Annotated in this window: 21 protein-coding genes; 18 read left to right on the forward strand and 3 right to left on the reverse strand. The window is 69.1% G+C overall.

All coding sequences use genetic code 11. From position 1 onward, the window contains the following. Positions 1–327 precede the first annotated feature (327 nt). The 5 genes from ACFRIC_RS33615 (at position 328) to ACFRIC_RS33635 (ending at position 7,054) form a co-directional block, all read left to right on the forward strand. Positions 328–735 carry a hypothetical protein gene (locus ACFRIC_RS33615; RefSeq protein ID WP_382793825.1) on the forward strand — a complete coding sequence of 136 codons (408 nt, stop codon included), beginning with the start codon at positions 328–330 and terminating at the stop codon, positions 733–735. 17 nt (positions 736–752) lie between these two features. Continuing rightward, positions 753–3,086: a bifunctional polysaccharide deacetylase/glycosyltransferase family 2 protein gene (locus ACFRIC_RS33620; protein ID WP_382793828.1), complete on the forward strand. Its 2,334-nt coding sequence runs from the start codon at positions 753–755 to the stop codon at positions 3,084–3,086. Continuing rightward, positions 3,087–4,463: an acyltransferase gene (locus ACFRIC_RS33625; protein ID WP_382793831.1), complete on the forward strand. Its 1,377-nt coding sequence runs from the start codon at positions 3,087–3,089 to the stop codon at positions 4,461–4,463. 116 nt (positions 4,464–4,579) lie between these two features. Further along, complete coding sequence (locus ACFRIC_RS33630) at positions 4,580–6,103, forward strand: reprolysin-like metallopeptidase (protein ID WP_382793833.1); 1,524 nt, start codon at positions 4,580–4,582, stop codon at positions 6,101–6,103. 255 nt (positions 6,104–6,358) lie between these two features. Next, positions 6,359–7,054 carry a demethylmenaquinone methyltransferase gene (locus tag ACFRIC_RS33635; RefSeq protein WP_382793835.1) on the forward strand — a complete coding sequence of 232 codons (696 nt, stop codon included), beginning with the start codon at positions 6,359–6,361 and terminating at the stop codon, positions 7,052–7,054. A gap of 34 nt (positions 7,055–7,088) precedes the next feature. Here the strand turns inward: ACFRIC_RS33635 and ACFRIC_RS33640 are convergent, their stop codons facing one another. Then, positions 7,089–7,421 carry a PASTA domain-containing protein gene (locus ACFRIC_RS33640; RefSeq protein ID WP_361676983.1) on the reverse strand — a complete coding sequence of 111 codons (333 nt, stop codon included), beginning with the start codon at positions 7,419–7,421 and terminating at the stop codon, positions 7,089–7,091. Between the two features lie 171 nt (positions 7,422–7,592). Beyond that, positions 7,593–8,099 (reverse strand): GNAT family N-acetyltransferase, encoded by a 507-nt coding sequence (locus ACFRIC_RS33645; protein ID WP_382793839.1) that lies wholly within the window; start codon positions 8,097–8,099, stop codon positions 7,593–7,595. A 47-nt stretch (positions 8,100–8,146) separates the two neighbouring features. Here ACFRIC_RS33645 and ACFRIC_RS33650 point away from each other — a divergent pair, with 47 nt between their 5' ends. After that, entirely contained in the window at positions 8,147–9,499 is a 1,353-nt protein-coding gene (locus ACFRIC_RS33650) for a geranylgeranyl reductase family protein (protein ID WP_382793842.1), read from the forward strand. Positions 9,500–9,627: 128 nt separating this feature from the next. Here ACFRIC_RS33650 and ACFRIC_RS33655 read toward each other — a convergent pair whose 3' ends face one another. Next, on the reverse strand, positions 9,628–10,461 hold the full coding sequence (locus ACFRIC_RS33655; RefSeq protein ID WP_382793845.1) for a C40 family peptidase: 834 nt from the start codon (positions 10,459–10,461) through the stop codon (positions 9,628–9,630). A 725-nt stretch (positions 10,462–11,186) separates the two neighbouring features. Here ACFRIC_RS33655 and ACFRIC_RS33660 point away from each other — a divergent pair. Genes ACFRIC_RS33660 through nuoL form a run of 12 tightly spaced genes read left to right on the forward strand, consistent with a single transcriptional unit; the run spans position 11,187 to position 23,906 of the window. Beyond that, the gene (locus ACFRIC_RS33660) at positions 11,187–11,546 is read left to right on the forward strand and encodes an NADH-quinone oxidoreductase subunit A (RefSeq protein WP_037627175.1); all 360 of its coding nucleotides are present in this window, start codon (positions 11,187–11,189) and stop codon (positions 11,544–11,546) included. Positions 11,547–11,560: 14 nt separating this feature from the next. Continuing rightward, positions 11,561–12,115 (forward strand): NADH-quinone oxidoreductase subunit B family protein, encoded by a 555-nt coding sequence (locus ACFRIC_RS33665; protein ID WP_007383964.1) that lies wholly within the window; start codon positions 11,561–11,563, stop codon positions 12,113–12,115. Beyond that, positions 12,112–12,852, forward strand: coding sequence for an NADH-quinone oxidoreductase subunit C (locus ACFRIC_RS33670; RefSeq protein ID WP_382793848.1), 741 nt, complete (start codon positions 12,112–12,114; stop codon positions 12,850–12,852). The genes ACFRIC_RS33665 and ACFRIC_RS33670 overlap by 4 nt, the downstream gene beginning before the upstream one ends. Further along, on the forward strand, positions 12,849–14,189 hold the full coding sequence (locus ACFRIC_RS33675) for an NADH-quinone oxidoreductase subunit D (RefSeq protein WP_382793851.1): 1,341 nt from the start codon (positions 12,849–12,851) through the stop codon (positions 14,187–14,189). Before ACFRIC_RS33670 ends, ACFRIC_RS33675 begins: the two co-directional genes overlap by 4 nt. Further along, positions 14,186–15,028 carry an NADH-quinone oxidoreductase subunit NuoE gene (gene nuoE / locus ACFRIC_RS33680; RefSeq protein ID WP_382793854.1) on the forward strand — a complete coding sequence of 281 codons (843 nt, stop codon included), beginning with the start codon at positions 14,186–14,188 and terminating at the stop codon, positions 15,026–15,028. Before ACFRIC_RS33675 ends, nuoE begins: the two co-directional genes overlap by 4 nt. Then, on the forward strand, positions 15,025–16,377 hold the full coding sequence (gene nuoF / locus ACFRIC_RS33685; protein WP_365493855.1) for an NADH-quinone oxidoreductase subunit NuoF: 1,353 nt from the start codon (positions 15,025–15,027) through the stop codon (positions 16,375–16,377). Before nuoE ends, nuoF begins: the two co-directional genes overlap by 4 nt. After that, positions 16,374–18,878 (forward strand): NADH-quinone oxidoreductase subunit G, encoded by a 2,505-nt coding sequence (locus ACFRIC_RS33690; protein ID WP_382793857.1) that lies wholly within the window; start codon positions 16,374–16,376, stop codon positions 18,876–18,878. The genes nuoF and ACFRIC_RS33690 overlap by 4 nt, the downstream gene beginning before the upstream one ends. Continuing rightward, positions 18,875–20,245 carry an NADH-quinone oxidoreductase subunit NuoH gene (gene nuoH / locus ACFRIC_RS33695; protein WP_382793860.1) on the forward strand — a complete coding sequence of 457 codons (1,371 nt, stop codon included), beginning with the start codon at positions 18,875–18,877 and terminating at the stop codon, positions 20,243–20,245. The genes ACFRIC_RS33690 and nuoH overlap by 4 nt, the downstream gene beginning before the upstream one ends. After that, positions 20,238–20,867, forward strand: coding sequence for an NADH-quinone oxidoreductase subunit NuoI (nuoI, locus tag ACFRIC_RS33700; RefSeq protein WP_382793862.1), 630 nt, complete (start codon positions 20,238–20,240; stop codon positions 20,865–20,867). The genes nuoH and nuoI overlap by 8 nt, the downstream gene beginning before the upstream one ends. Further along, positions 20,864–21,682 (forward strand): NADH-quinone oxidoreductase subunit J, encoded by an 819-nt coding sequence (locus ACFRIC_RS33705; RefSeq protein ID WP_382793864.1) that lies wholly within the window; start codon positions 20,864–20,866, stop codon positions 21,680–21,682. Before nuoI ends, ACFRIC_RS33705 begins: the two co-directional genes overlap by 4 nt. Continuing rightward, positions 21,679–21,978: an NADH-quinone oxidoreductase subunit NuoK gene (gene nuoK / locus ACFRIC_RS33710; RefSeq protein WP_103548331.1), complete on the forward strand. Its 300-nt coding sequence runs from the start codon at positions 21,679–21,681 to the stop codon at positions 21,976–21,978. Before ACFRIC_RS33705 ends, nuoK begins: the two co-directional genes overlap by 4 nt. Before the next feature lie 14 nt (positions 21,979–21,992). Beyond that, the gene (gene nuoL, locus ACFRIC_RS33715) at positions 21,993–23,906 is read left to right on the forward strand and encodes an NADH-quinone oxidoreductase subunit L (RefSeq protein WP_382793867.1); all 1,914 of its coding nucleotides are present in this window, start codon (positions 21,993–21,995) and stop codon (positions 23,904–23,906) included. The last annotated feature ends 5 nt before the right edge of the window (positions 23,907–23,911 follow it).

Genomic DNA, 23,911 nt, shown 5'->3' on the forward strand with positions numbered 1-23,911 from the left:
CCGCACGCACCCACTCTCGTGATCATTCGTGATCTCGTGTGATGTCTGTCTCGGATCGAAAACAAACAGCCGTTCCCCGACTGGAAATGTGTCACATCCGGAGCCGAATACCGAATGGGCAGCGTACGGGGGAATCCTGGGCAAGAGTGCAGGCAAACGGGACGAGTCGGGCTTTACAGCGGTGCATATCTCCCGTATCCATCGGGTCCGGGGCGCGCGGGCATTTCTCGATTCTCATAGGGAAAGTACAGGCTCGGGCATCTCTCATGGGCCGTTCATACGGAACTCGGAGTTTCCGACACATAAACGCGTCCTACCGTCTGGGGAATGCAATCCGAGTCCGCCGTCGAAAACCATGTCCAGGTGCGTGGCCGTAGCCGCAAACGCGGCAGGAGGGCCGAGGCCGGCCCCGTGTTCGTCGACAGTTCCGGGCGCCGTGCCCGGCTGCTGAGCAGAGTCGGGATGCTCGTCGGCGTCGTCTGCCTCGGCTACGCCGTCGTGCTCGGCATGGCCTTCATGGGCTGGGGCACCTCGCTGACGCCGTCCTCGCTCCTCCCCTTCGGCGGCGGCCGCTCCGGCGCCGCACCCGGCGGGGGTTACGGCGGGCCCGGCGCCGGCACCGCGCCCAGCGGGGCACCCACCGGCGCCCCGCCGTCGGGCCCGCTCACCGGGTCCGCGCCCGCCGCGCCCCCCACGACCACCGCCGGGGCCTCCGCGTCCACCGGCGCCGAGTGACGGGGCGCGCCCACTCCATGACCACGACGACACCCACGCGCGGCCGTCGGCGGGCCCCCTCCAAGCTGGAGCGGGCCGCCGGGAAGGCCGCGGCCCTGCAGAAACCCCGTGTCATCCTCGCCCTGACGCTCCTGCTCGCCCTCGTCAGCGTCATGCTGCTCGACGGCTACCTGCGCTCGGAGATCGGCAACGACGCCCGGGTGCGCGACGGCGCGGCCTACGACAAGGTCCCCCAGAAGATCCTCGACGGCGGGCCCATCCTGACGTTCACCGGCGGAACCGCGAAGACGCAGTCCGTACCGGACAAGACCATCGTGCTCACCTTCGACGACGGGCCGACCCCCACCTGGACGCCCGAAATCCTGGAGGTCCTGGAGAAGAACGACGTCGACGCCACCTTCTTCGTGGTCGGTTCGATGGTCTCCCGCTACCCGGACGTGGTGAAGAAGCTGGTGAACCAGGGCAACGAGGTCGGCATCCACACCTTCAGCCACGTCGATCTCTCCTACCAGAGCACCGCGCGGCTCCAACGTGAGCTGAAACAGACTCAGTTGGCCCTGGCCGGCGCGGCCGGCGTCCAGACCACACTGTTCCGTGCCCCGTACTCCTCGGAGATCAGCGCCGTCGACAACTACAGCTGGCCCGTCTACAAGGAGCTCGGCGGCCTCGGCTACACCAGCGTCTTCGTCGACACCGACAGCGACGACTGGAAGAAGCCGGGCATCTCGAAGATCGTCCGGTGGGCGACACCGAAGAAGAACAAGGGCGCCATCGTCCTCATGCACGACGCGGGCGGAGACCGCTCGCAGACGGTCCGGGCGCTCGACGCGTACATCAAGAAGATGAAGGCGAAGGGCTACACCTTCACCACGGTCAGCGGCGCCCAGGCCGAACTGAACCGGGCCGCGGCCGGCAGGGGCGGATCCGGGGCGGCGGCGGACCAGGCCGGGTCGGGACCGGCGGCGAGCCGCGGCGGCGCCGGGTCCGGGGCCGCGGCGACGGCCGGCGGACCTTCGGCGGGTGCCGTCGCGAGCGCCGAGGCGCAGGCGGGCCAGCGCAGGGCGACCGGCGCGACCCTCTACGAGGGCAAGGCGCTCGTCTACGCCGTGGCGGTCGCCGAATGGGTCGTACCGGCGCTCTCCTGGTTCCTCGTGGTCGTCGGCGTCGCCGTCATGGGCCGGTTCGCGATGATGCTGGTCCTCGCCCGACGGCACCACCGGCAGCGCAACCGCCGGCGCGGCCGGGGCGGGAGGTTCAGCTGGGGACCCGCGGTCACCCGGCCGGTGACGGTCGTCGTGCCCGCGTACAACGAGAAGGAATGCATCGCCAACACCCTGCGGTCACTGGCGAAGAGCACCCATCCGATCGAGATCATCGTGGTCGACGACGGTTCCGAGGACGACACGTCCGAGATCGCCGCATCGCTCGGCATGCCGAACGTCCGCGTCATCCGGCAGGAGAACGCCGGCAAACCCGCCGCGCTCAACAACGGTGTCCGGCACGCCCGTCACGACATCGTCGTGATGATGGACGGCGACACCGTCTTCGAGCCGGACGCCGTGCACCAGCTCGTCCAGCCCTTCGCCGACCCGGAGATCGGAGCCGTCGCGGGCAACGCCAAGGTCGGCAACCGCGACACCGTGATCGGCGCCTGGCAGCACATCGAGTACGTGATGGGCTTCAACCTCGACCGCCGCATGTACGACCTGCTGCGCTGCATGCCCACCATCCCCGGAGCGATCGGCGCCTTCCGCCGGGACGCGGTGCTGGAGGTCGGCGGCATGAGCGAGGACACGCTCGCCGAGGACACCGACATCACCATCGCCATGCACCGCGCGGGATGGCGGGTCGTCTACCAGGAGCACGCCAAGGCCTGGACGGAGGCGCCCGGTTCGCTCCAACAGCTCTGGTCGCAGCGCTACCGCTGGTCGTACGGCACCATGCAGGCGCTGTGGAAGCACCGCAAGTCCCTCACGGACAAGGGTCCTTCGGGCCGCTTCGGGCGCGTGGGCATGCCGCTGGTGGTGCTCTTCCAGATCGTCACGCCGGTCTTCGCGCCGCTCATCGACGTGTTCACCGCCTACTCGATGATCTTCGTGGACTTCCGGGCCGCGCTGCTCGCCTGGCTGGCCGTCCTCGCGATCCAACTGGTCTGCGCCGCCTACGCGTTCCGGCTCGACCGGGAGAGGTACCGCTACCTCGCGATGCTGCCGCTGCAGCAACTCGCCTACCGCCAGATGATGTACCTGGTCCTGATCCACTCCTGCGTCACGGCCCTGACCGGCGGCCGCCTCCGCTGGCAGAAGCTCAAACGCACGGGCGAGGTCGGAACCCCGGCAGGAGTGAGCTAGATGAGCTGGACGCCGGAACACGAACAGCAAAGACAGGACGGGCAGTACGGGCAGGGCGGGCAGCACTGGCAGTACGGGCAATACGGGCACCAGGTGGACCCCGGATACCGGCAGCAGTACGAGCAGCCGCCGTACGAGCAGTCGGTGCCGTACGCGGAGCAGTCGCCGTACGAGCAGCCGGTGCCGTACGCGGAGGCGATCCCGTACGAGGAGCAGTGGCCGTACGTCCCGGAGGAGTCGAGCCCGTACGTCCCCGAGGAGCCGGGGACGGTCGCGACGGAGGTGCCGCCGGCCGGTGACGGGGAGGAGGCCGTGGCGGCCCCTCCGGCCCCGCGAGGGAGATCGGGCGGCCGCGACCGTTACTTCGACGCGCTCAGGGCCGTCGCCCTGGTCCGTGTCGTGACGTACCACACCTTCGGCTGGGCCTGGGCCGGGCTGGTCTTCCCGTCGATGGGCGTGATGTTCGCGCTCGCCGGCACCCTGATGGCCAAGTCCCTGGAGCGCCCCGCGCTCGCGGTGGTCCGCGGCCGGCTGCGGCGACTGCTGCCGCCGTTCTGGTTCTGGGGTCTCTTCGTCGTGATGGCGATGCTGATCCACGGCTGGATGCCGGGATGGCAGATCGTGTTCTGGATCGTCCCGGTCGGCGACCCTCCGGGCAGTCGGTGGGGCGAACAGGCCTGGGAGATCCTCTGGTACCTGCGGACGTACCTGTGGTTCGTGCTGCTCTCCCCGCTGCTGCTGAACACCTTCCGCCGGGCCCCGATACCGGTGCTGCTCCTCTCCCTCGTCCCGATCGTGGTGTTCCAGTACGGATGGCAGCCGCCGGACGGCCGCCTCGGCAGCGCCCTCACGGACCTCGCCACCTACCTCTTCTGCTGGCTCCTCGGCTTCGCCCACCGGGAGGGGACCCTCCGGCGCCTGAAGCCGGCCGCGGTGGTGCTCGCCTCGGCGGCCGCCCTCGCCTACGGCGCCTGGTACGCCCTCGCGCACCAGGCGGAGTACGGCACCTACGACCTGGACGACATCCCCCTCGCACAGGCCTTCTGGTCGGCGGGCTTCGTGACGGCGCTGATGTACTTCAAGGCCCGTCACGACGTCGACTTCGCCTGGCTGGCCCGCTTCAGGAGGCTCGACCGCACGGTGACGATCTTCAACGGGCGGGCGGTGACGATCTACCTCTGGCACGAGGTGGCACTGATCCTGGCCGTCCCGCTGATCGACCGGTTCTGGAACGTGCCGGCCTTCGAGAAATGGCTGCCTCTGGAGAGCCAGTGGTTCATGTTCGCCGTCGGCTGGCTGCTGATCTGGATCGCGATCCCGCTGTTCGGCTGGGTCGAGGACGTGGCCGCCCGGAAGCGGCCCCGGCTGCTGCCGTAGCGGCTTGAAGGGTGAACCTCACCCCGGTTGGCCGTGCGTGGACGTGTACAACGAGCCGGGCGCGATCTTGGTTACGGAGCATGGGAGAAACCCCCACAGAGAGGCTGACGTTCCTCATGCGTCGTTCCCTGATCGCCGCGTCCACCGCGGCGACCGCACTCGCCGCCGCGCTGTCGCTGGCCGTGAACACACCCGCCGCCGCCGGACCCGGGCCCAGCCACGACCCCGAGCCCTGGGTGAAGCGCAGCGCGGTGATGCGCGCGAATCCCAAGGACTTCCATTCACTGTGCCGCAGACAGCGCGACGGCGTGCCCGAGCGCCGCACCTTCCCGCTCTTCGAGCACCAGAAGGGCTTCACGGCGATCGAGGACTTCAAGCGCCAGGACCCGGACGGCACGGTGTTCTGGTCCGGCCACGACCCGAAGAACCCGGACAACACGATCTCCGTGTCCATCATCGGAGCGTGCACGGCCGGACCGGTCACGCTGTCCGGCGAGATCGAGGCCGGCTTCCGCCAGTACCTGTACAAGCCGGTGGCCAAGCGGCCGGGCAGGTACCTGCTGCAGGAGATCGACGCGCTGAAACTGCCGCCGAGCGGCCAGGGCGTCGACACGGTGACCGTGCCGCCGACCAGGTCGGTCAGGCCGCACGAGCCGGGGCGGCGGATCGCCACCCCCGACAATCCCGCGGCCATCGACATCGTCGTCGCCTACACCCCGGCCACCGTCACCGAACTCGGCTCCACCGCCGCCGTCCAGAGCCGGATCCGGTACGGCGTGAACCAGCTCAACAGGGCCCTCGCGACCAGCCAGGTGCCCGCCAGCGTGCACGTCGTGAACACATACGAGACCGCGGCGACCGGCGTCGCCCGCGAGAACGCCGGAACCCTGCTGAGCATGATCAGCAACCCCCTGAACGTGACGCTCGGAGCCCCGGCCGCCGCCCAGCGGCTCGCGTACAGCGCGGACCTGGTGGCGCTCATCGCCTCCATCCCGGCGGAGGACAGTTCCGGACAGGCCAACCTGCCCACCCCGGCGGGCCCGGGGACCAGCAACAACGCGTTCTCGGTCACCAGCGCCTTCTCCATCACCGCGTGGGAGAACCTCGCGCACGAGATCGGGCACAACTTCGGTCTCAAGCACGACCGCAAGACGGTGGTGTCCCAGGGCGGTACGACTCCCGTGGGCACCGACAACTACGGGTGGGTCACCGCCGACCAGCGGCACCACACGATCATGGCCTACTCCAGCGCCTGCACCCAGCCGTGCGCGGTCGTCAACCAGTACTCCAACACCGTGAACCTGCTGGGCGGCCAGGCCCTCGGCGACGAGAACAACAACAACGCCGCCAACGCGACGCGGGCCGCCGAGTTCCTGGCGGGCTACCGGGCCTCCCAGGTCACCAACCGGGTCTCCCTCACCATGACCTCCTCCCCGCCCGCCGGGGGCAGCCTCAGCCCGAGCGAGTACGGACCGTACGACCCCGGCACGCAGGTCACCGTCACCGCCGATGTGAGCCCGGGCTTCCAGCTCGTCGGCTGGGACGTCGACGGTGTGCGCCAGACGGACACCACGCCGAACTACACGATCACCATGAACGCCAACCACACCATCAACGCGGTGTTCGCGGAGGTCCCCTAGCCCGCGCGGTAGTACCCAGCACCCGGCACCCGGCACCCGGCACGCGGCACGCAGTACCCGGCGCGCGGCACCCGACACGCGGCACCCGGCGCGCGCCGGAACACGTCGGCCTCGGAACACGTCGGCCTCGGAACGGCGCCGTACCCTCCCCGGTTCACGGGGGCGGGCGCGGCGCCTTCCCGTGCGCGGGATCGGCGACCGGTTCCCGGCCGGGCGCCGAAGAGCCGTCGGGCCCGTACTGCCACAATGGGGACCGTGATCCGCGCATCCCTGGACAAGCAGCCGCACGAAGTCGCCTCGATGTTCGACGACGTGGCGGAACGGTACGACCTGACGAACGACCTGCTGTCGCTCGGACAGGACCGGGCGTGGCGCAGAGAGGTCGCGAAGGCGGTCGACGCGCGCCCCGCGCAGAAGATCCTGGACCTCGCGGCCGGCACCGCGACCTCCTCGCTCCCCTTCGCCCGCACCGGCGCGTACGTCGTCCCCTGCGACTTCTCCCTCGGGATGCTCCGCGTCGGCAAGCGGAACCACCCCTGGCTGCCGCTGACCGCCGGTGACGCGACGAAGCTGCCGTTCAAGGACGACACGTTCGACGCCGTCACGATCTCCTTCGGGCTGCGCAACGTCCAGGACACCGACGCCGCGCTGCGCGAGCTGTACCGCGTGACCAAGCCGGGCGGACGCGTCGTGATCTGCGAGTTCTCGCACCCGACCTGGGCGCCGTTCCGCACGGTCTACACCGAGTACCTGATGCGCGCGCTGCCCCCGGTCGCCCGCGCCGCCTCCTCCAACCCCGACGCGTACGTCTACCTCGCCGAGTCCATCCGCGCCTGGCCCACCCAGCCGGAACTGGCCCAGCGGCTGATCGGCGCCGGCTGGTCGAAGGTGGCGTGGCGCAACCTGACCGGCGGCATCGTGGCCCTCCACCGGGGTTACAAGACGGCCTGACCCCGCTCGGCGCCCGGGGGCACTCCGGAGCCGGCTACCTGAGGACCACGAACGGGTCGCCGGGCAGGTCGAGTTCACGCCGCAGCCCGCCCGACGGCGGGCGGGGCGGACGGGGCTCACGCACCCCTGCGCCGCCCTCCGCGTCCCCCAGGTCGAACCACACCGTCACGACGGCTCCGCGCGGCACCTCGGCCCCGGGCTGCGGAAATTGCCGTACGACGTAGTCGACGACCGTCCGATGGAAATCGGGCCGGTCGGGCGCGGCGAGCAGAACACCGCGAGCCTCAGCCGTCTCACGCGCGTCCACGGCCATCAGACCGACGAGCCGCGGCACGCGCACTTCGGGTGTCTTGGGTGTTATGCGCACAGACGTCACCCCCAGCGGTACCGGAAGGGTAAGCCTCGCCCGTGCCCTTCCGGAAGCCATGAGAAGACGCGAGGGGCTCCGTCCGGAGGCCTTGAGGAGACCCGGGGGACTCCGTCCGAAAGCCATGAGGAGACGCTCGGGGTTCCGGTGCGGGGCCGGTACCGGCAGGGGTCACAGGGCCAGCCGGTAGCGGTGGCCCTCCTGCCGCGACGAGGGCAGCGTGAACCGCTCCGCGAGCTCCATGCCGAGCCGTCTCGTCACCGCGATGGACCGGGTGTTGCCCGCGTTGACCATGGCGACGACGTCCGTGACGCCCGCCGCGCGGACCCGCTCCAGGGTGGTCCGCGCCGCCGCCGTGACATACCCCTTGCCCCAGTGCGCCCGCCCCAGCCGCCAGCCGATCTCGATCTTCCCGGCCGGGCCCCAGGCGTGCGGCCAGGGCTGCGCGCCCGTGAAGCCCAGCACCTCGTCCCCGGGGCCGACCATCGTCCACAGACAGAACCCGTACTCCGCGTCGTGCCGCCGCTGGCGCGCCGTGAGTTCCTCGTAGACGGACCGCTCGGCCGCCCGGCCCCCGTGGAACTCCATGACCTCGGGGTCGTCGAAGACCCGGTGCCACTCGAGAGCGTCCTCGTCGGTGGGGACACGCAGGCGTACATCGGGGAGAGCTCGGTTCACGGGGCAGCCCTTCAGCCGGGTGATCGGTACCGCTGCATAGACTGCCCATGTCCAGTGCCCGTCGGCACGTTGATTTCGAGTCTTGGGGAGACCCCGCCGTGACCGAGTCCCAGCCACTCTCCGAGAACACCGCCGACGTCATCGTCGTCGGGGCCGGGCCAGCCGGCTCCACCACCGCCTACTACCTGGCGAAGGCGGGGCTCGACGTCCTGCTCCTGGAGAAGACGGCCTTCCCGCGCGAGAAGGTCTGCGGTGACGGACTGACCCCGCGCGCGACCAAGCAGCTCGTGTCGATGGGCATCGACATCTCCGAGGAAGCCGGCTGGCTGCGCAACAAGGGCCTGCGCATCATCGGCGGCGGCGTGCGCCTCCAGCTCGACTGGCCGGATCTCGCCTCCTTCCCCGACTACGGACTCGTGCGCAAGCGGGACGACTTCGACGAGCAGCTCGCGCGCCAGGCGCAGAAGGCGGGCGCGCGGCTGTACGAGCGCTGCAACGTCGGCGCCCCGATCCTCGACGAGCGCACCGGCCGGATCATCGGCGTGCACGCCAAGCTGGGCGACGCCGACTCCAAGGAGAAGCGGGAGGTGACCTTCCACGCCCCGCTGGTGGTGGCGGCGGACGGCAACTCCAGCCGCCTCTCGCTCGCGATGGGCCTGCACCGCCGCGAGGACCGCCCGATGGGCGTCGCCGTCCGTACGTACTTCACCTCGCCGCGCCACGACGACGACTACCTGGAGTCGTGGCTGGAGCTGTGGGACCGCCGGGGCGCCGAGGACCGGCTGCTGCCCGGCTACGGGTGGATCTTCGGCATGGGCGACGGCACCTCGAACGTCGGCCTCGGTGTCCTCAACACCTCCGACTCCTTCAAGGAGCTCGACTGGCGCGAGGTCCTGAAGGCCTGGTGCGCCTCGATGCCGGAGGACTGGGGCTACACCCCCGAGAACATGACCGGCCCGATCCGCGGTGCGGCCCTCCCGATGGCCTTCAACCGTCAACCTCACTACACCAAGGGCCTGCTGCTCGTGGGTGACGCCGGCGGCCTGGTGAACCCCTTCAACGGCGAGGGCATCGCCTACGCCATGGAGTCCGGCCAGATCGTGGCCGACGTCATCGTCCAGGCCCACGCCCGCGCCACCCCGGGCCAGCGCGAACTGGCCCTCCACCGCTACCCGCGCGTACTGAAGGACACCTACGGCGGCTACTACACGCTGGGCCGCGCCTTCGTGAAGCTCATCGGCAACCCGAAGGTCATGAAGATCGCCACGCAGCGCGGTCTGACCCACCCGATGCTGATGAAGTTCACCCTCAAGATGCTCGCGAACCTCACCGACCCCACGGGCGGCGACGCGATGGACCGCATCATCAACGGCCTCTCGAAGGTCGCCCCGAAGGCCTGACCCGCACGCGCCGCCCCGGTGCTCACCGGGGCGGCTCCTGACGCCGTCGGCACCGCCGCCGGGTCCGGAACAGCCCGAAGGACCGCTCCCCGCACAGGAAGCGGTCCTTTCGGCTGTTCACCCGGGGGTCAGAGCACGCGCACCGCGCCCGTGGCCGGGTAGCCCGACAGGTCCTGGATCACGACGCCCTTGGAGGGGTTGGCCGCGTCGAGGTACTGGCCGTTACCGATGTACACACCGACGTGGTAGGCCGAACCCGCCGAGCCCCAGTACAGAATGTCGCCGACCTGGACATTGGACAGGGAAACCGGCGTACCGGACACCGACTGGTCCTGCGAGACACGCGGCAGGTCGACGCCGACCTGCTTGAACGCCGCCTGCACCAGACCCGAGCAGTCCCACGCGTTGGGTCCGGTGCCGCCCATGACGTACGCGTCGCCGACCTGCGCCTTGAGGAAGGCGACAACGGTCGCGACACTGCCGCTGGCCGGGGCCGCGACGTTCGTGGACGTGGACGCGCTCGCCGACAGGGTGGTCCGCGCCGAGGAACGCGAGACGGCGTCGGCCGCCGCGGCCTTGCGCGCGGCCTCTGCCTTCTTCTTGGCCTCGGCCTTCTTCTTGGCGTCCGCCAGGTCGGCCTTGGCCTGCTTGGCGGCCTTGGCGGCCGCCGCGTCGCGCTCCGCCTGGAGCTGGTAGTCGGCCGCCGCCTGCTGGGTGGCGTCCGCGGACTGGGCGACCTGGTTGGCCAGGTCGGCCGTCAGGGTCGGCAGCTCCATGGTCTGCGTGACGGGCTCGGCGGCGCTCGCCGAACCCGCGGCCGCGGCCACGGCGAGGGTGCTGAGGACGCCACCGGCAACTCCGGCGCGCATCGCGAGCGACGGAGCGTTGCGACGGGGCTTCCGGTGGCTTCGTATGTGTGCGGTGTGGGACATGGGTACTAGCGGTACCAGGGGCTCCTCCATACCTTCAAGAAACGTGTGGTGCGCCACAGTTGTTCAATCGGCCGCCGAATTCGTCGCGCGTCACTCTTTATTGACGCCGTAACGGGCATTGCGGACACTGTCCACCAGGCCCGTGATCATGGCCTTTCAGTATTACGTCCGAATTGCCCGCCACCTACCACCGGTTGAAGCGGATGGCCAAGCCCGGTTTATCTGACCCATAGGTAGATGTGGCGCAGGTCACGGAACGGTCACCCGGGCGCCCGCGTCCCGCGCGTGAACCCTCGTCGCCTCGTCGTCGCGCCCGCTCGTGAACGCGTGCACGTGTCCACATCGGTCCCGTTGATCCCCCCGACGTGTGAACGCGGTCCTCTATCAAGGGGGTGCGTCCAGCGCGAATTTGCATGCAGCGGAAGTCTCTTGATATGGAGACGACCCCCTGGGCCTGCGGTGATGAGCGAAAATGTCACGTCTGGTGATCGACCTGACGCTTCGCGTGTGAAGATCACTGCTCATCCGACTTCATGATCGTTCGTCAGGTGGTGGAGATCACAAAGCTAAGGCAATACCCCGTGTCGCAGATCACAGACCGCCGGGCATAAGATGCGAGGCAGTTGGGCTTGTGACCTGCTTCACATGTCCGCGATCTTCGCCGGGACGGGTGGGGTTCGCGGTGCTGACGAGGCAGGGGTGCGGGCCCGCCGAAAACCGCCACCAGTCAGTGCCGACTGAGAGGAGCGAGGAGCGTGAACGCGTATGCGCCGATCCTCGTACTGGGAGCCCTCGGGGCAGGCTTTGCGATCTTCTCCGTGGTCATGGCCACGCTGATCGGTCCGAAGCGGTACAACCGCGCCAAACTCGACGCCTACGAGTGTGGCATCGAGCCGACCCCCACGCCGGTCGGCGGCGGGCGTTTTCCCATCAAGTACTACCTGACGGCGATGCTCTTCATCGTCTTCGACATCGAGATCGTCTTCCTCTACCCCTGGGCCGTCACCTTCGACGCCCTGGGTGTTTTCGGGCTCGTGGAGATGCTGCTCTTCGTGCTCACCGTCTTCGTCGCCTACGCGTACGTATGGCGGCGCGGCGGCCTGGAATGGGACTGAGGGGCCTTTAAGACATGGGACTCGAAGAAAAGCTGCCGAGCGGATTCCTGCTGACGACCGTCGAGCAGGCCGCGGGCTGGGTGCGCAAGGCGTCCGTCTTCCCCGCGACATTCGGACTCGCCTGCTGTGCCATCGAGATGATGACGACCGGCGCCGGGCGCTACGACCTGGCCCGCTTCGGTATGGAGGTGTTCCGCGGATCGCCTCGCCAGGCCGACCTGATGATCGTGGCCGGCCGGGTGAGCCAGAAGATGGCGCCGGTGCTGCGGCAGGTCTACGACCAGATGCCCAACCCCAAGTGGGTCATTTCCATGGGGGTTTGTGCTTCATCGGGCGGAATGTTCAACAACTACGCCATTGTGCAAGGAGTCGACCACATCGTCCCGGTCGACATCTATTTGCCCGGATGTCCGCCGCGGCCCGAGATGCTGATGGACGCGATTCTCAAGCTCCACCAGAAGATCCAGAGCTCCAAGCTCGGTGTGAACGCCGAGGAAGCGGCCCGCGAGGCGGAGGAAGCGGCGCTCAAGGCGCTTCCCACCATCGAGATGAAGGGCCTGCTGCGGTGAGCGACGCGAACGGCAACGGGGCCAACCCCGAGAAGGACCTGAGCGCCTCCAACCTTCCCGGCCAGCGAGGCGACAAGGGCGAGGAGATCCGCGTCCAGCGCGGCATGTTCGGCGCCAACAACGGCGGCGACACCTCCGGCTACGGCGGCCTGGTCCGCTCGATCCGGCTGCCCGGCGCGGCCACCCGCCCCTACGGCGGTTGGTTCGACGAGGTGGCCGACGAACTGGAGGGGGCTCTCGAGGAACAGGGACTCGTCCCCGAGAACGTCATCGACAAGACGGTCGTCGACCGCGACGAGATCACGTTCCACGTCGAACGCGAGTACCTGCTCCCCGTCGCCCAGACCCTGCGCGACGACCCGGCCCTGCGGTTCGAACTGTGCACCGGCGTCTCCGGCGTCCACCACCCGCAGGACAAGGGCCGCGAGCTGCACGCCGTCTACCACCTGCGCTCGATCACCCACAACCGGCTGATCCGGCTGGAGGTCAGCGCCCCGGACGCGGACCCGCACGTCCCCTCGCTCGTCACCGTGTACCCGACGAACGACTGGCACGAGCGCGAGACGTACGACTTCTTCGGCCTGATCTTCGACGGCCACCCCGCGCTGACGCGGATCATGATGCCGGACGACTGGCAGGGCTTCCCGCAGCGCAAGGACTATCCCCTCGGCGGCATCCCCGTCGAGTACAAGGGCGCCCAGATCCCGGCTCCGGACCAGCGGAGGTCGTACTCATGAGCACGCAGACCCCTTCCGGGGCATCGGCCGCCTCGCCCCGCGAGACGACCGAGGGCACCGTATATACGGTCACCGGCGGCGACTGGGACGAGATCGCCCAGTCCGCGGCCAAGTCCGACGACGAGCGCATCATCGTCAACATGGGCCCGCAGCACCCGTCCACCCACGGCGTGCTCCGGCTCATCCTGGAGATCGACGGCGAGACCGTCACCGAGGCCCGCTGCGGCATCGGCTACCTCCACACCGGCATCGAGAAGAACCTCGAGTTCCGCACGTGGACCCAGGGCACCACGTTCGTCACGCGCATGGACTACCTGACGCCGTTCTTCAACGAGACGGCCTACTGTCTCGGCGTCGAGAAACTCCTCGGGATCACCGACCAGATCCCCGACCGCGCCTCCATCATCCGGGTGCTCCTGATGGAGCTGAACCGACTCTCCTCCCATCTGGTGTGCATCGCCACCGGAGGCATGGAGCTGGGCGCCACCACGATCATGATCTACGGCTTCCGTGACCGTGAGCTCATCCTCGACATCTACGAGCTGATCACGGGCCTGCGGATGAACCACGCGTTCATCCGCCCCGGCGGACTCGCCCAGGACCTGCCCCCGGGCGCGGTGGACCAGATCCGCGAGTTCGTGAAGAAGATGACGAAGAACCTTCCCGAGTACGACAAGCTCGCCACCGGGAACCCCATCTTCAAGGCCCGCATGCAGGACGTCGGCTACCTCGACCTGGCCGGCTGCATGGCCCTCGGCGCCACCGGCCCGATCCTGCGCTCGGCCGGCCTGCCGCACGACCTGCGCAAGTCCCAGCCGTACTGCGGCTACGAGAACTACGACTTCGAGGTCCCGACCGCCGACACCTGCGACTCCTACGGGCGCTTCCTGATCCGCCTGGAGGAGATGCGCCAGTCGCTGCGGATCATCGAGCAGTGCCTGGACCGGCTCCAGCCCGGCCCGGTCATGGTCGCCGACAAGAAGATCGCCTGGCCCGCCCAGCTCGCGCTCGGCCCCGACGGTCTCGGCAACTCCCTCGACCACATCAAGAAGATCATGGGCACCTCCATGGAGGCCCTGATCCACCACTTCAAGCTGGTGACCGAGGGCTTCCGCGTGCCGCCGGGACAGGCGTACACGGCGGTCGAGTCGCCCAAGGGCGAACTCGGGGTGCACGTCGTCTCCGACGGAGGCACCCGCCCCTACCGGGTCCACTTCCGCGACCCGTCCTTCACCAACCTGCAGGCCATGGCGGCGATGTGCGAAGGCGGCCAGGTCGCCGACGTCATCGTCGCCGTCGCGTCCATCGACCCCGTGATGGGAGGCGTCGACCGGTGACCACCACCCCCGAGGGCGTCAGCCTGGGCATGCCCCAACTGCCCGCGCCCGACTACCCGGCCGACGTCCGGGCCCGGCTGGAGGCGGACGCGCGCGAGATCATCGCCCGCTACCCCGACTCCCGCTCGGCTCTCCTTCCGTTGCTGCATCTCGTGCAGTCGCAGGAGGGCCACGTCACGCGCACGGGACAGCGGTTCTGCGCGGAGGTACTGGGCCTGACGACGGCCGAGGTCGCCGCCGTCGCGACCTTCTACTCGATGTACCGGCGCAAGCCGAGCGGCGACTACCAGGTGGGTGTCTGCACCAACACCCTGTGTGCCGTCATGGGCGGCGACGCCATCTTCGAGGCTCTCCAGGACCACCTGGGCGTCGGCAACGGGGAGACCACCGGTGACGGCAAGGTCACCCTGGAGCACATCGAGTGCAACGCGGCCTGCGACTTCGCGCCGGTCGTGATGGTCAACTGGGAGTTCTTCGACAACCAGACCGTGGACTCCGCCAAGCGCCTCGTCGACGACCTGCGCGCGGGCGCCGACGTCGAGCCGACCCGCGGCGCCCGGCTGTGCACCTTCAAGGAGACCGCCCGGATCCTGGCGGGCTTCCCCGACGAGCGCGAGGGCGCGGTGGAGGCCGGCGGCAGCGCGGGCCACGCGTCCCTCGTGGGCCTGCGCCTGGCCAAGGGGGAGAGCGCCCCCGCGCGCGTGGTGCATCCGCGCGGCGGAGGAGCACCTCAGAACCAGCGGCCCGCCGAGCACCCGAGCTCGCACGACGCGCCGCAGGACACGTCGGCCTCCGACCCGTCCCACCCGGCGGGTCCCGTGGCAGAGGAGGGGGAGTGATGACCTTGGCAGCCGAGATCAACGAGACAAGTCCGGAAAAGCTGCTCGCACCCGTGCTGTCGGCCTTCTGGGACGAGGACAGGTCCTGGTCGCTGGACGTCTACCGAAGGCACGAGGGGTACGAGGGCCTGCGCAAGGCACTCGCCATGTCACCGGACGACCTGATCGCGTACGTCAAGGACTCCGGGCTGCGGGGCCGTGGCGGCGCCGGCTTCCCGACCGGAATGAAATGGCAGTTCATTCCCCAGGGAGACGGCAAACCTCACTATCTAGTTGTCAACGCCGACGAATCGGAGCCGGGAACCTGCAAGGACATCCCGCTCCTCTTCGCGAACCCGCACAGCCTCATCGAGGGCATCGTGATCGCGTGCTACGCCATCCGGTCTTCGCATGCCTTCATCTATCTCCGCGGTGAAGTCGTCCCCGTATTGCGGCGGTTGCACGAGGCCGTACGAGAGGCCTACGCGGCGGGCTACCTCGGCGAGAACATCCTGGGCAGCGGACTCGACCTCCAGCTCACCGTGCACGCGGGCGCGGGCGCGTACATCTGCGGTGAGGAGACCGCGCTGCTCGACTCGCTCGAAGGCCGCCGTGGTCAACCGCGGCTCCGCCCCCCTTTCCCTGCTGTCGCGGGCCTTTATGCGTGTCCAACTGTTGTGAACAACGTCGAATCCATCGCGTCAGTTCCCGCAATTCTCCAAAAAGGCAAGGAATGGTTCAGGTCGATGGGCAGCGAGAAGTCTCCGGGCTTCACGCTCTACTCGCTCAGCGGCCATGTCGCCAGCCCCGGCCAGTACGAGGCACCCCTCGGCATCACCCTGCGTCAACTCCTCGACATGAGTGGCGGGATGCGCCCCGGCCACCGGCTGAAGTTCTGGACGCCGGGCGGCTCCTCGACCCCGATGTTCACCGACGAGCATCTCGACGTCCCTCTTGATTACGAAGGAGTGGGCGCCGCGGGTTCCATGCTCGGCACGAAAGCACTCCAGTGCTTCGACGAGACGACCTGCGTCGTCCGCGCCGTCACCCGCTGGACCGAGTTCTACGCCCACGAGTCCTGCGGCAAGTGCACGCCCTGCCGTGAGGGAACGTACTGGCTCGTCCAATTGCTCCGCGACATCGAGGCCGGCAAGGGCGTCATGTCCGACCTCGACAAGCTCAACGACATCGCCGACAACATCAACGGCAAGTCCTTCTGCGCCCTCGGCGACGGTGCCGCCTCGCCGATCTTCTCCTCGCTCAAGTACTTCCGCGAGGAGTACGAGCAGCACATCACGGGCCGCGGCTGCCCCTTCGACCCCGCCAGGTCCACGGTCTGGGCGGACAAGCACACGGAGGTGAACGCATGACAGTGACCACCAGCGCTCCCTCCGGAGGCGGGGAAGCGGCGGTCCCGCCGGAGGACCTCGTCTCGCTGACGATCGACGGCGTCGAGATGAGCGTGCCCAAGGGCACCCTGGTCATCCGGGCCGCCGAGCAACTCGGCATCGAGATCCCCCGGTTCTGCGACCACCCGCTCCTCGACCCGGCCGGCGCCTGCCGCCAGTGCATCGTCGAGGTCGAGGGCCAGCGCAAGCCCATGGCGTCCTGCACGATCACCTGTACGGACGGGATGGTCGTCAAGACTCAACTCACCTCCCAGGTCGCCGAGAAGGCTCAGCACGGTGTGATGGAGCTGCTGCTCATCAACCACCCGCTGGACTGCCCGGTCTGCGACAAGGGCGGCGAGTGCCCCCTGCAGAACCAGGCGATGTCGCACGGCAACGCCGAATCCCGCTTCGAGGGCAAGAAGCGGACGTACGAGAAGCCGGTCCCCATCTCCACCCAGGTCCTCCTGGACCGCGAGCGGTGCGTGCTGTGCGCCCGCTGTACCCGCTTCTCGAACCAGATCGCTGGCGACCCCATGATCGAGCTGGTCGAGCGGGGCGCGCTCCAGCAGGTCGGCACCGGTGACGGCGACCCCTTCGAGTCGTACTTCTCCGGCAACACGATCCAGATCTGCCCGGTCGGCGCGCTCACCTCGGCGGCCTACCGCTTCCGCTCACGCCCCTTCGACCTCATCTCCTCGCACTCCGTGTGCGAGCACTGCTCCGGCGGCTGCGCGACGCGCACCGACCACCGGCGCGGCAAGGTGATGCGGCGTCTCGCGGCGCCGGACCCCGAGGTCAACGAGGAATGGGTCTGCGACAAGGGCCGGTTCGGGTTCCGGTACGCGCAGCAGCGCGACCGCCTCGACACCCCCCTGGTGCGCAACGCCGACGGCGTCCTCGAACCGGCGTCCTGGCCGGAGGCCCTGGAGGCCGCCGCCCAGGGACTGGCCGCCGCCCGCGGCCGGGCTGGTGTCCTCACCGGCGGCCGGCTCACCGTCGAGGACGCCTACGCGTACAGCAAGTTCGCGCGCGTGGCCCTCGACACGAACGACATCGACTTCCGCGCGCGCGTGCACAGCTCCGAGGAGGCCGACTTCCTGGCCGCTCGGGTCGCCGGACGCGGCCGGGACCTCGACGGCACCGGCATCACGTACACCTCTCTGGAGAAGGCGCCCGCCGTCCTGCTGGCGGGCTTCGAGTCCGAGGAGGAGGCGCCCGGCGTCTTCCTGCGGCTGCGCAAAGCCTGGCGCGGGCACGGTCAGAAGACCTTCTCCCTCGCCACGCACGCCACGCGCGGTCTGACGAAGACGGGCGGCACGCTGCTGCCGGCCGCCCCCGGCACCGAGACCGAGTGGCTGGACGCGCTCGCGAGCGGCGTCGGGCTGGAGGGCGACGGAGCGAAGGCCGCCGAGGCGCTGCGCGCCGAGGGCGCCGTGATCGTCGTCGGTGAGCGGCTGGCCTCCGTGGCCGGAGGGCTGACCGCCGCCGTGCGGACCGCCACCGCCACCGGTGCCCGCCTGGTGTGGATCCCGCGCCGGGCCGGGGAACGCGGTGCGATCGAGGCCGGCGCGCTTCCGTCGCTGCTGCCGGGCGGCCGTCCGGCCACCGATCCGCGCGCGCGGGACGAGGTCGCGGCCGCGTGGGGCGTCTCCGAACTCCCGCACCGCTACGGCCGTGACACCGGCCAGATCGTGGAGGCCGCCGTCGGCGGCGAGCTGCGCGCCCTGGTGGTGGCGGGCGTGGAGGTCGCCGACCTCCCCGACCCGGCACGCGCGCGTGAGGCCCTGTCCGAGGTCGGCTTCCTGGTGTCGCTCGAAATGCGGCCCAGCGAGGTCACCGAGCACGCGGACGTCGTCCTGCCGGTCGCCGCGGTCGCGGAGAAGGCCGGAAGTTTCGTCAACTGGGAAGGCAGGGTCCGCTCCTTCGAGGCGGCTCTCAAGCCGGACCAGATGACCCGGCGCCTCGCGCCCGCCGACGCGCGGGTCCTGCAGATGCTGGCCGACGCGATGGACGTCCACCTCGGGCTGCCGGACCTGCGCACCACGCGCGGGGAGATCGACCGGCTGGGCGCCTGGGACGGACAGCGGGCCGGCGAACCCGGCGAGACCGGGGTGCAGATGCCCCGTCCGGCCGCCGGTGAGGCCGTCCTGGCCGGACACCGGCTGCTGCTCGACCAGGGGCGTCTCCAGGAGGGCGACACCGCGCTCGCGGGGACCCGGCACGCGGCACGCGCGCGTGTGTCGGCCGCCACCGCCGCCGAGGCCGGGGTCAAGGACGGCGACCTCATCGCCGTGACCGGTCCCGCCGGGGCGGTCGAACTCCCGCTGCAGATCACCGAGATGCCCGACCGTGTGGTCTGGCTCCCGCTGAACTCGACCGGAGGGGGCGTCGCCTCCGACACCGGGGCGCTGCCCGGCGCACTCGTCCGCATCGGCCCGGCGACGATCGCCGCCGAGGCCCCCAAGGAGGTGGAGGCATGACGCCGTACCTCGCCGCTGAAGACCTCTCGATGTTCGGCCACGACCCCTGGTGGCTGGTCGTCATCAAGGCGGTGTTCTGCTTCGCCTTCCTGATGGTGACCGTGCTCTTCTCCATCGTGTGGGAGCGCAAGGTCGTCGCCTGGATGCAGCTCCGCATCGGCCCCAACCGGCACGGGCCCTGGGGCATGCTCCAGTCGCTCGCCGACGGCGTGAAGCTGATGCTCAAAGAGGACCTCGTCGTCAAGCGCGCGGACAAGGTCGTCTACGTCCTCGCGCCGATCATCGCGGCCATCCCGGCCTTCATGGCGATCGCGGTGATCCCCTTCGGGCCCGCGGACAACGAGGTCTCGATCTTCGGCCAGCGCACCACGATGCAGCTCACCGACCTGCCGATCGCGATGCTCTACATCCTCGCGGTGGCCTCGGTGGGCATCTACGGGATCGTGCTCGCGGGCTGGAGCTCCGGATCCACCTATCCGCTCCTCGGCGGTCTGCGCTCCTGCGCGCAGATGATCTCGTACGAGATCGCCATGGGTGCCGCGTTCGCCTCGGTGTTCCTCTACTCCGGGTCGATGTCGACCTCGACGATCGTCGAGCAGCAGCAGGACCGCTGGTACATCCTCCTGCTGCCGGTCTCGTTCCTGATCTACATCGTGACGATGATCGGTGAGACCAACCGGGCCCCGTTCGACATGCCGGAGTCCGAGGGCGATCTGGTCGGCGGCTTCAACACCGAGTACTCGTCGATCAAGTTCGCGCTGTTCATGCTCGCCGAGTACGTGAACATGGTGACGGTCTCGGCCGTGTCCACCACGCTCTTCCTGGGCGGCTGGCGTGCGCCCTGGCCGATCAGCAGCTTCTGGGAGGGCGCCAACCACGGCTGGTGGCCGATGCTCTGGTTCGTGGTGAAGGTGCAGCTCCTGCTGTTCTTCTTCATCTGGCTGCGCGGCACGCTCCCGCGCGTCCGCTACGACCAGCTCATGAAGCTCGGCTGGAAGGTGCTCATCCCGGTCTCCGTGGCCTGGCTGATGCTCGTCGCGACGGTGCGGACGCTGCGCAACGAGAACTACGACTTCGCGGACATCGCCCTGTACGTCGGCGGAGGCGTCCTCGTCCTCCTGCTGCTGTCGTTCGTGGCGGACATCTTCCGCGACAGGAAGGGCCAGGAGACGCCCGCCGAGCCCGCCGCCTTCGACCCGATGGCCGGCGGATTCCCCGTGCCCCCGCTGCCCGGACAGGAGCTGCCGCCGGTACCGCGGCGCCGTCCGCGCCGTGAGCGGGAGCTGATTGTCAGTGGCGGGTCCGATACTGCGAGTGATGGACCGGTTACCGGATCTCGTGACGGAAAGGAGGGGTCCGATGGCTGAGGAGCCGAAGGAGACCAAGCCCGGTTTCCAGAACCCCGTCGCCGGTTTCGGCGTGACCTTCAAGGCCATGTTCAAGAAGCGGCTGACCGAGCAGTACCCGGAACAGCAGAAGACCACCGCACCGCGGTTCCACGGCCGGCACCAGCTCAACCGCCACCCGGACGGCCTGGAGAAGTGCGTCGGCTGTGAACTCTGCGCCTGGGCCTGTCCCGCGGACGCCATCTATGTGGAGGGCGCGGACAACACCGAGGAGGAGCGCTACTCCCCGGGCGAGCGCTACGGCCGCGTCTATCAGATCAACTACGCCCGCTGCATCCTGTGCGGGCTGTGCATCGAGGCGTGCCCCACGCGCGCGCTGACGATGACGAACGAGTTCGAGCTCGCGGACAGCAGCCGCGCCAACCTCATCTACACCAAGGAGCAACTGCTCGCCGGACTCCAGGAAGGCATGGTCGAGACACCGCACTCGATCTTCCCGGGCACCGACGAGCAGGACTACTACCGAGGTCTGGTGACCGAGGCGGCACCCGGCACCGAGCGCCAGGTGGCCGTCTCCAAGGGCGAGTTGCACCCCTCGGCCAGTCCGTCGGGCACGTCCGCCGGAGAGGGGGCGGAGGCATGACTGCCAACCTGGCCGCGTACTCCACCTCCACCGGAGAAGCCGTCCAGTTCTGGGTTCTCGGCACCGTCGCGGTGATCGGCGCCCTGTGCACCGTGTTCATGCGCAAGGCCGTGCACAGCGCGCTGTGCCTCGCCGGGACCATGATCGTCCTGGCGGTGTTCTACCTCGCCAACGGCGCCTACTTCCTGGGCATCGTCCAGGTCGTCGTCTACACCGGCGCGATCATGATGCTCTTCCTCTTCGTCGTCATGCTCGTCGGTGTCACCGCGGCGGACTCGTTGAAGGAGACCATCAAGGGCCAGCGCTGGCTGGCCCTGCTGTGCGGAGCCGGTTTCGGCATCCTGCTGTTCGCCGGCATCGGCAACGCGTCCATCCAGGACTTCGACGGTCTGGCGAAGGCGAACGCCAACGGCAACGTGGAGGGCCTCGCCGCCCTCATCTTCACGAAGTACGTGTTCGCCTTCGAGATCACCGGCGCCCTGCTCATCACGGCCACCGTCGGGGCCATGGTGCTGACGCACCGCGAGCGCACCGAGCGTGCCAGGACCCAGCGCGAGCTGTCCGAGCAGCGGGTGCGCGAGGGCAAGCACATCCCGCCGCTGCCGGCGCCGGGTGTCTACGCCCGGCACAACGCGGTGGACATCGCGGGCCTGCTCCCGGACGGCACTCCGTCCGAGCTGACCGTCAGCAAGACGCTGCGCGACCGCGGGCAGATCCGTGACGTGTCGGCCGACGCGCTGAACGACCTGAAGGCGCTGGAGCAGCGTGCCGAGGAGCGCCTGGAGCGCACGAAGCCGGAGGAGGCGTCCAAGTGAATCCGGTCAACTACCTCTACCTCTCCGCTCTGTTGTTCACGATCGGCGCCACCGGTGTCCTGATCAGACGGAACGCGATCGTGGTGTTCATGTGCATCGAGCTCATGCTCAACGCCTGCAACCTCGCCTTCGTCGTCTTCTCCCGCATGCACGGCAATCTCGACGGCCAGATCATCGCGTTCTTCACGATGGTCGTCGCCGCCGCGGAGGTCGTGGTCGGGCTCGCGATCATCGTGTCGCTGTTCCGTTCCCGCCACTCGGCCTCGGTCGACGACGCCAGCCTGATGAAGCTGTAAGGGGTCGCTGAATCGTGGAGAACCTGATTGCGCTGCTCATCGCGGCGCCTCTGCTCGGAGCGGCCGTACTGCTGTGCGGCGGACGCCGGCTGGACGCCGTCGGCCAATGGATCGGCACGGTGCTCGCGGCGGCCTCCTTCGTGGTCGCCGTCGTGCTCTTCGCCGACATGCTGGGGAAGGGTCCTGAGGACCGGACCTTCACCCAGCACCTGTTCAGCTGGATCGCCGTCGGAGACTTCCGGGCGGACGTCGGCTTCCAGCTCGACCAGTTGTCGATGACGTTCGTCCTGCTGATCACCGGCGTCGGCTCGCTGATCCACCTGTACTCGATCGGGTACATGGAGCACGACGAGCGCCGCCGCCGCTTCTTCGGCTATCTGAACCTGTTCCTGGCGGCGATGCTCCTGCTCGTCCTCGCCGACAACTACCTTCTGCTGTACGTCGGCTGGGAAGGCGTCGGTCTCGCCTCGTACCTGCTGATCGGCTTCTGGCAGCACAAGCCCAGCGCGGCCACCGCCGCCAAGAAGGCCTTCCTGGTCAACCGTGTCGGCGACATGGGCCTGTCCATCGCCATCATGCTGATGTTCACCACCTTCGGGACCTTCGCCTTCGGGCCGCTGCTCGGCACCGAGGGGCACTCCGGGATCGCCGGGGACGCCACCGAGGGCAAGCTCACGGCCATCGGGCTGATGCTGCTGCTCGCGGCCTGCGGCAAGTCGGCCCAGGTGCCGCTGCAGTCCTGGCTCGGGGACGCGATGGAGGGCCCGACCCCGGTCTCGGCCCTCATCCACGCCGCCACCATGGTGACCGCGGGCGTGTATCTGATCGTGCGCTCGGCCGCCGTCTTCAACGCGGCGCCCGACGCCCAGCTCGTCGTCACCGTCGTGGGCGGGGTCACGCTCCTGTTCGGTGCGATCGTCGGTTGCGCGAAGGACGACATCAAGAAGGCGCTCGCCGGCTCGACGATGTCGCAGATCGGCTACATGGTGCTGGCCGCGGGCCTCGGCCCCATCGGCTACGTCTGGGCGATCATGCACCTGGTGACGCACGGCTTCTTCAAGGCCGGGCTCTTCCTCGGCGCCGGTTCGGTCATGCACGGCATGAACGACGAGGTCGACATGAGGAAGTTCGGCGGCCTCAGGAAGTACATGCCGATCACGTTCGTGACCTTCGGCCTCGGCTATCTCGCGATCATCGGCTTCCCCTTCCTGTCCGGCTTCTTCTCCAAGGACAAGATCATCGAGGCGGCCTTCGCCAAGGGAGGCACCGAGGGCTGGATCCTCGGCGGCGTGGCCCTGCTGGGCGCCGCGATCACCGCGTACTACATGACGCGCGTGATGATCATGACCTTCTTCGGTGAGAAGCGCTGGCAGCCGGACGCGGAGGGCCACGAACCGCACCCGCACGAGTCGCCCAGGTCCATGACGATCCCGATGATCGTGCTGGCCTTCGGCTCGGTGTTCGCGGGTGGCTTCTTCAGCGTCGGCGACCGCTTCCTGCACTGGCTGGAGCCGGTCACCGGACACTCCGAGGGCGACTCGCCCGTGAGCGCCCTGACCGTCACCCTGGCCACCATGGTGCTGCTCGTCGTCGGCGCCGGCATCGCCTACCTCCAGTACGGACGCAGCTCCGTCCCGGTCGTCGCCCCGCGCGGCTCCCTGCTCACCCGCGCCGCCCGGCGCGACCTGTACCAGGACGACTTCAACCACGTCGTGCTGGTACGTGGCGGTGAGCACCTCACCCGCTCCCTGGTGTACGTCGACCACACGCTGGTCGACGGAGTCGTCAACGGGACGGCGGCCTCCGTGGGCGGCCTCTCCGGGCGGCTGCGCAAGCTCCAGAACGGCTATGCGCGCAGTTACGCGGTCTCGATGTTCGGCGGTGCGGCGATCCTCGTCGCCGCGACCCTGCTGATGAGGGCGGTCTGATACCG

It is taken from the genome of Streptomyces sp. NPDC056738, assembly GCF_042790435.1.
Classification (GTDB): domain Bacteria; phylum Actinomycetota; class Actinomycetes; order Streptomycetales; family Streptomycetaceae; genus Streptomyces.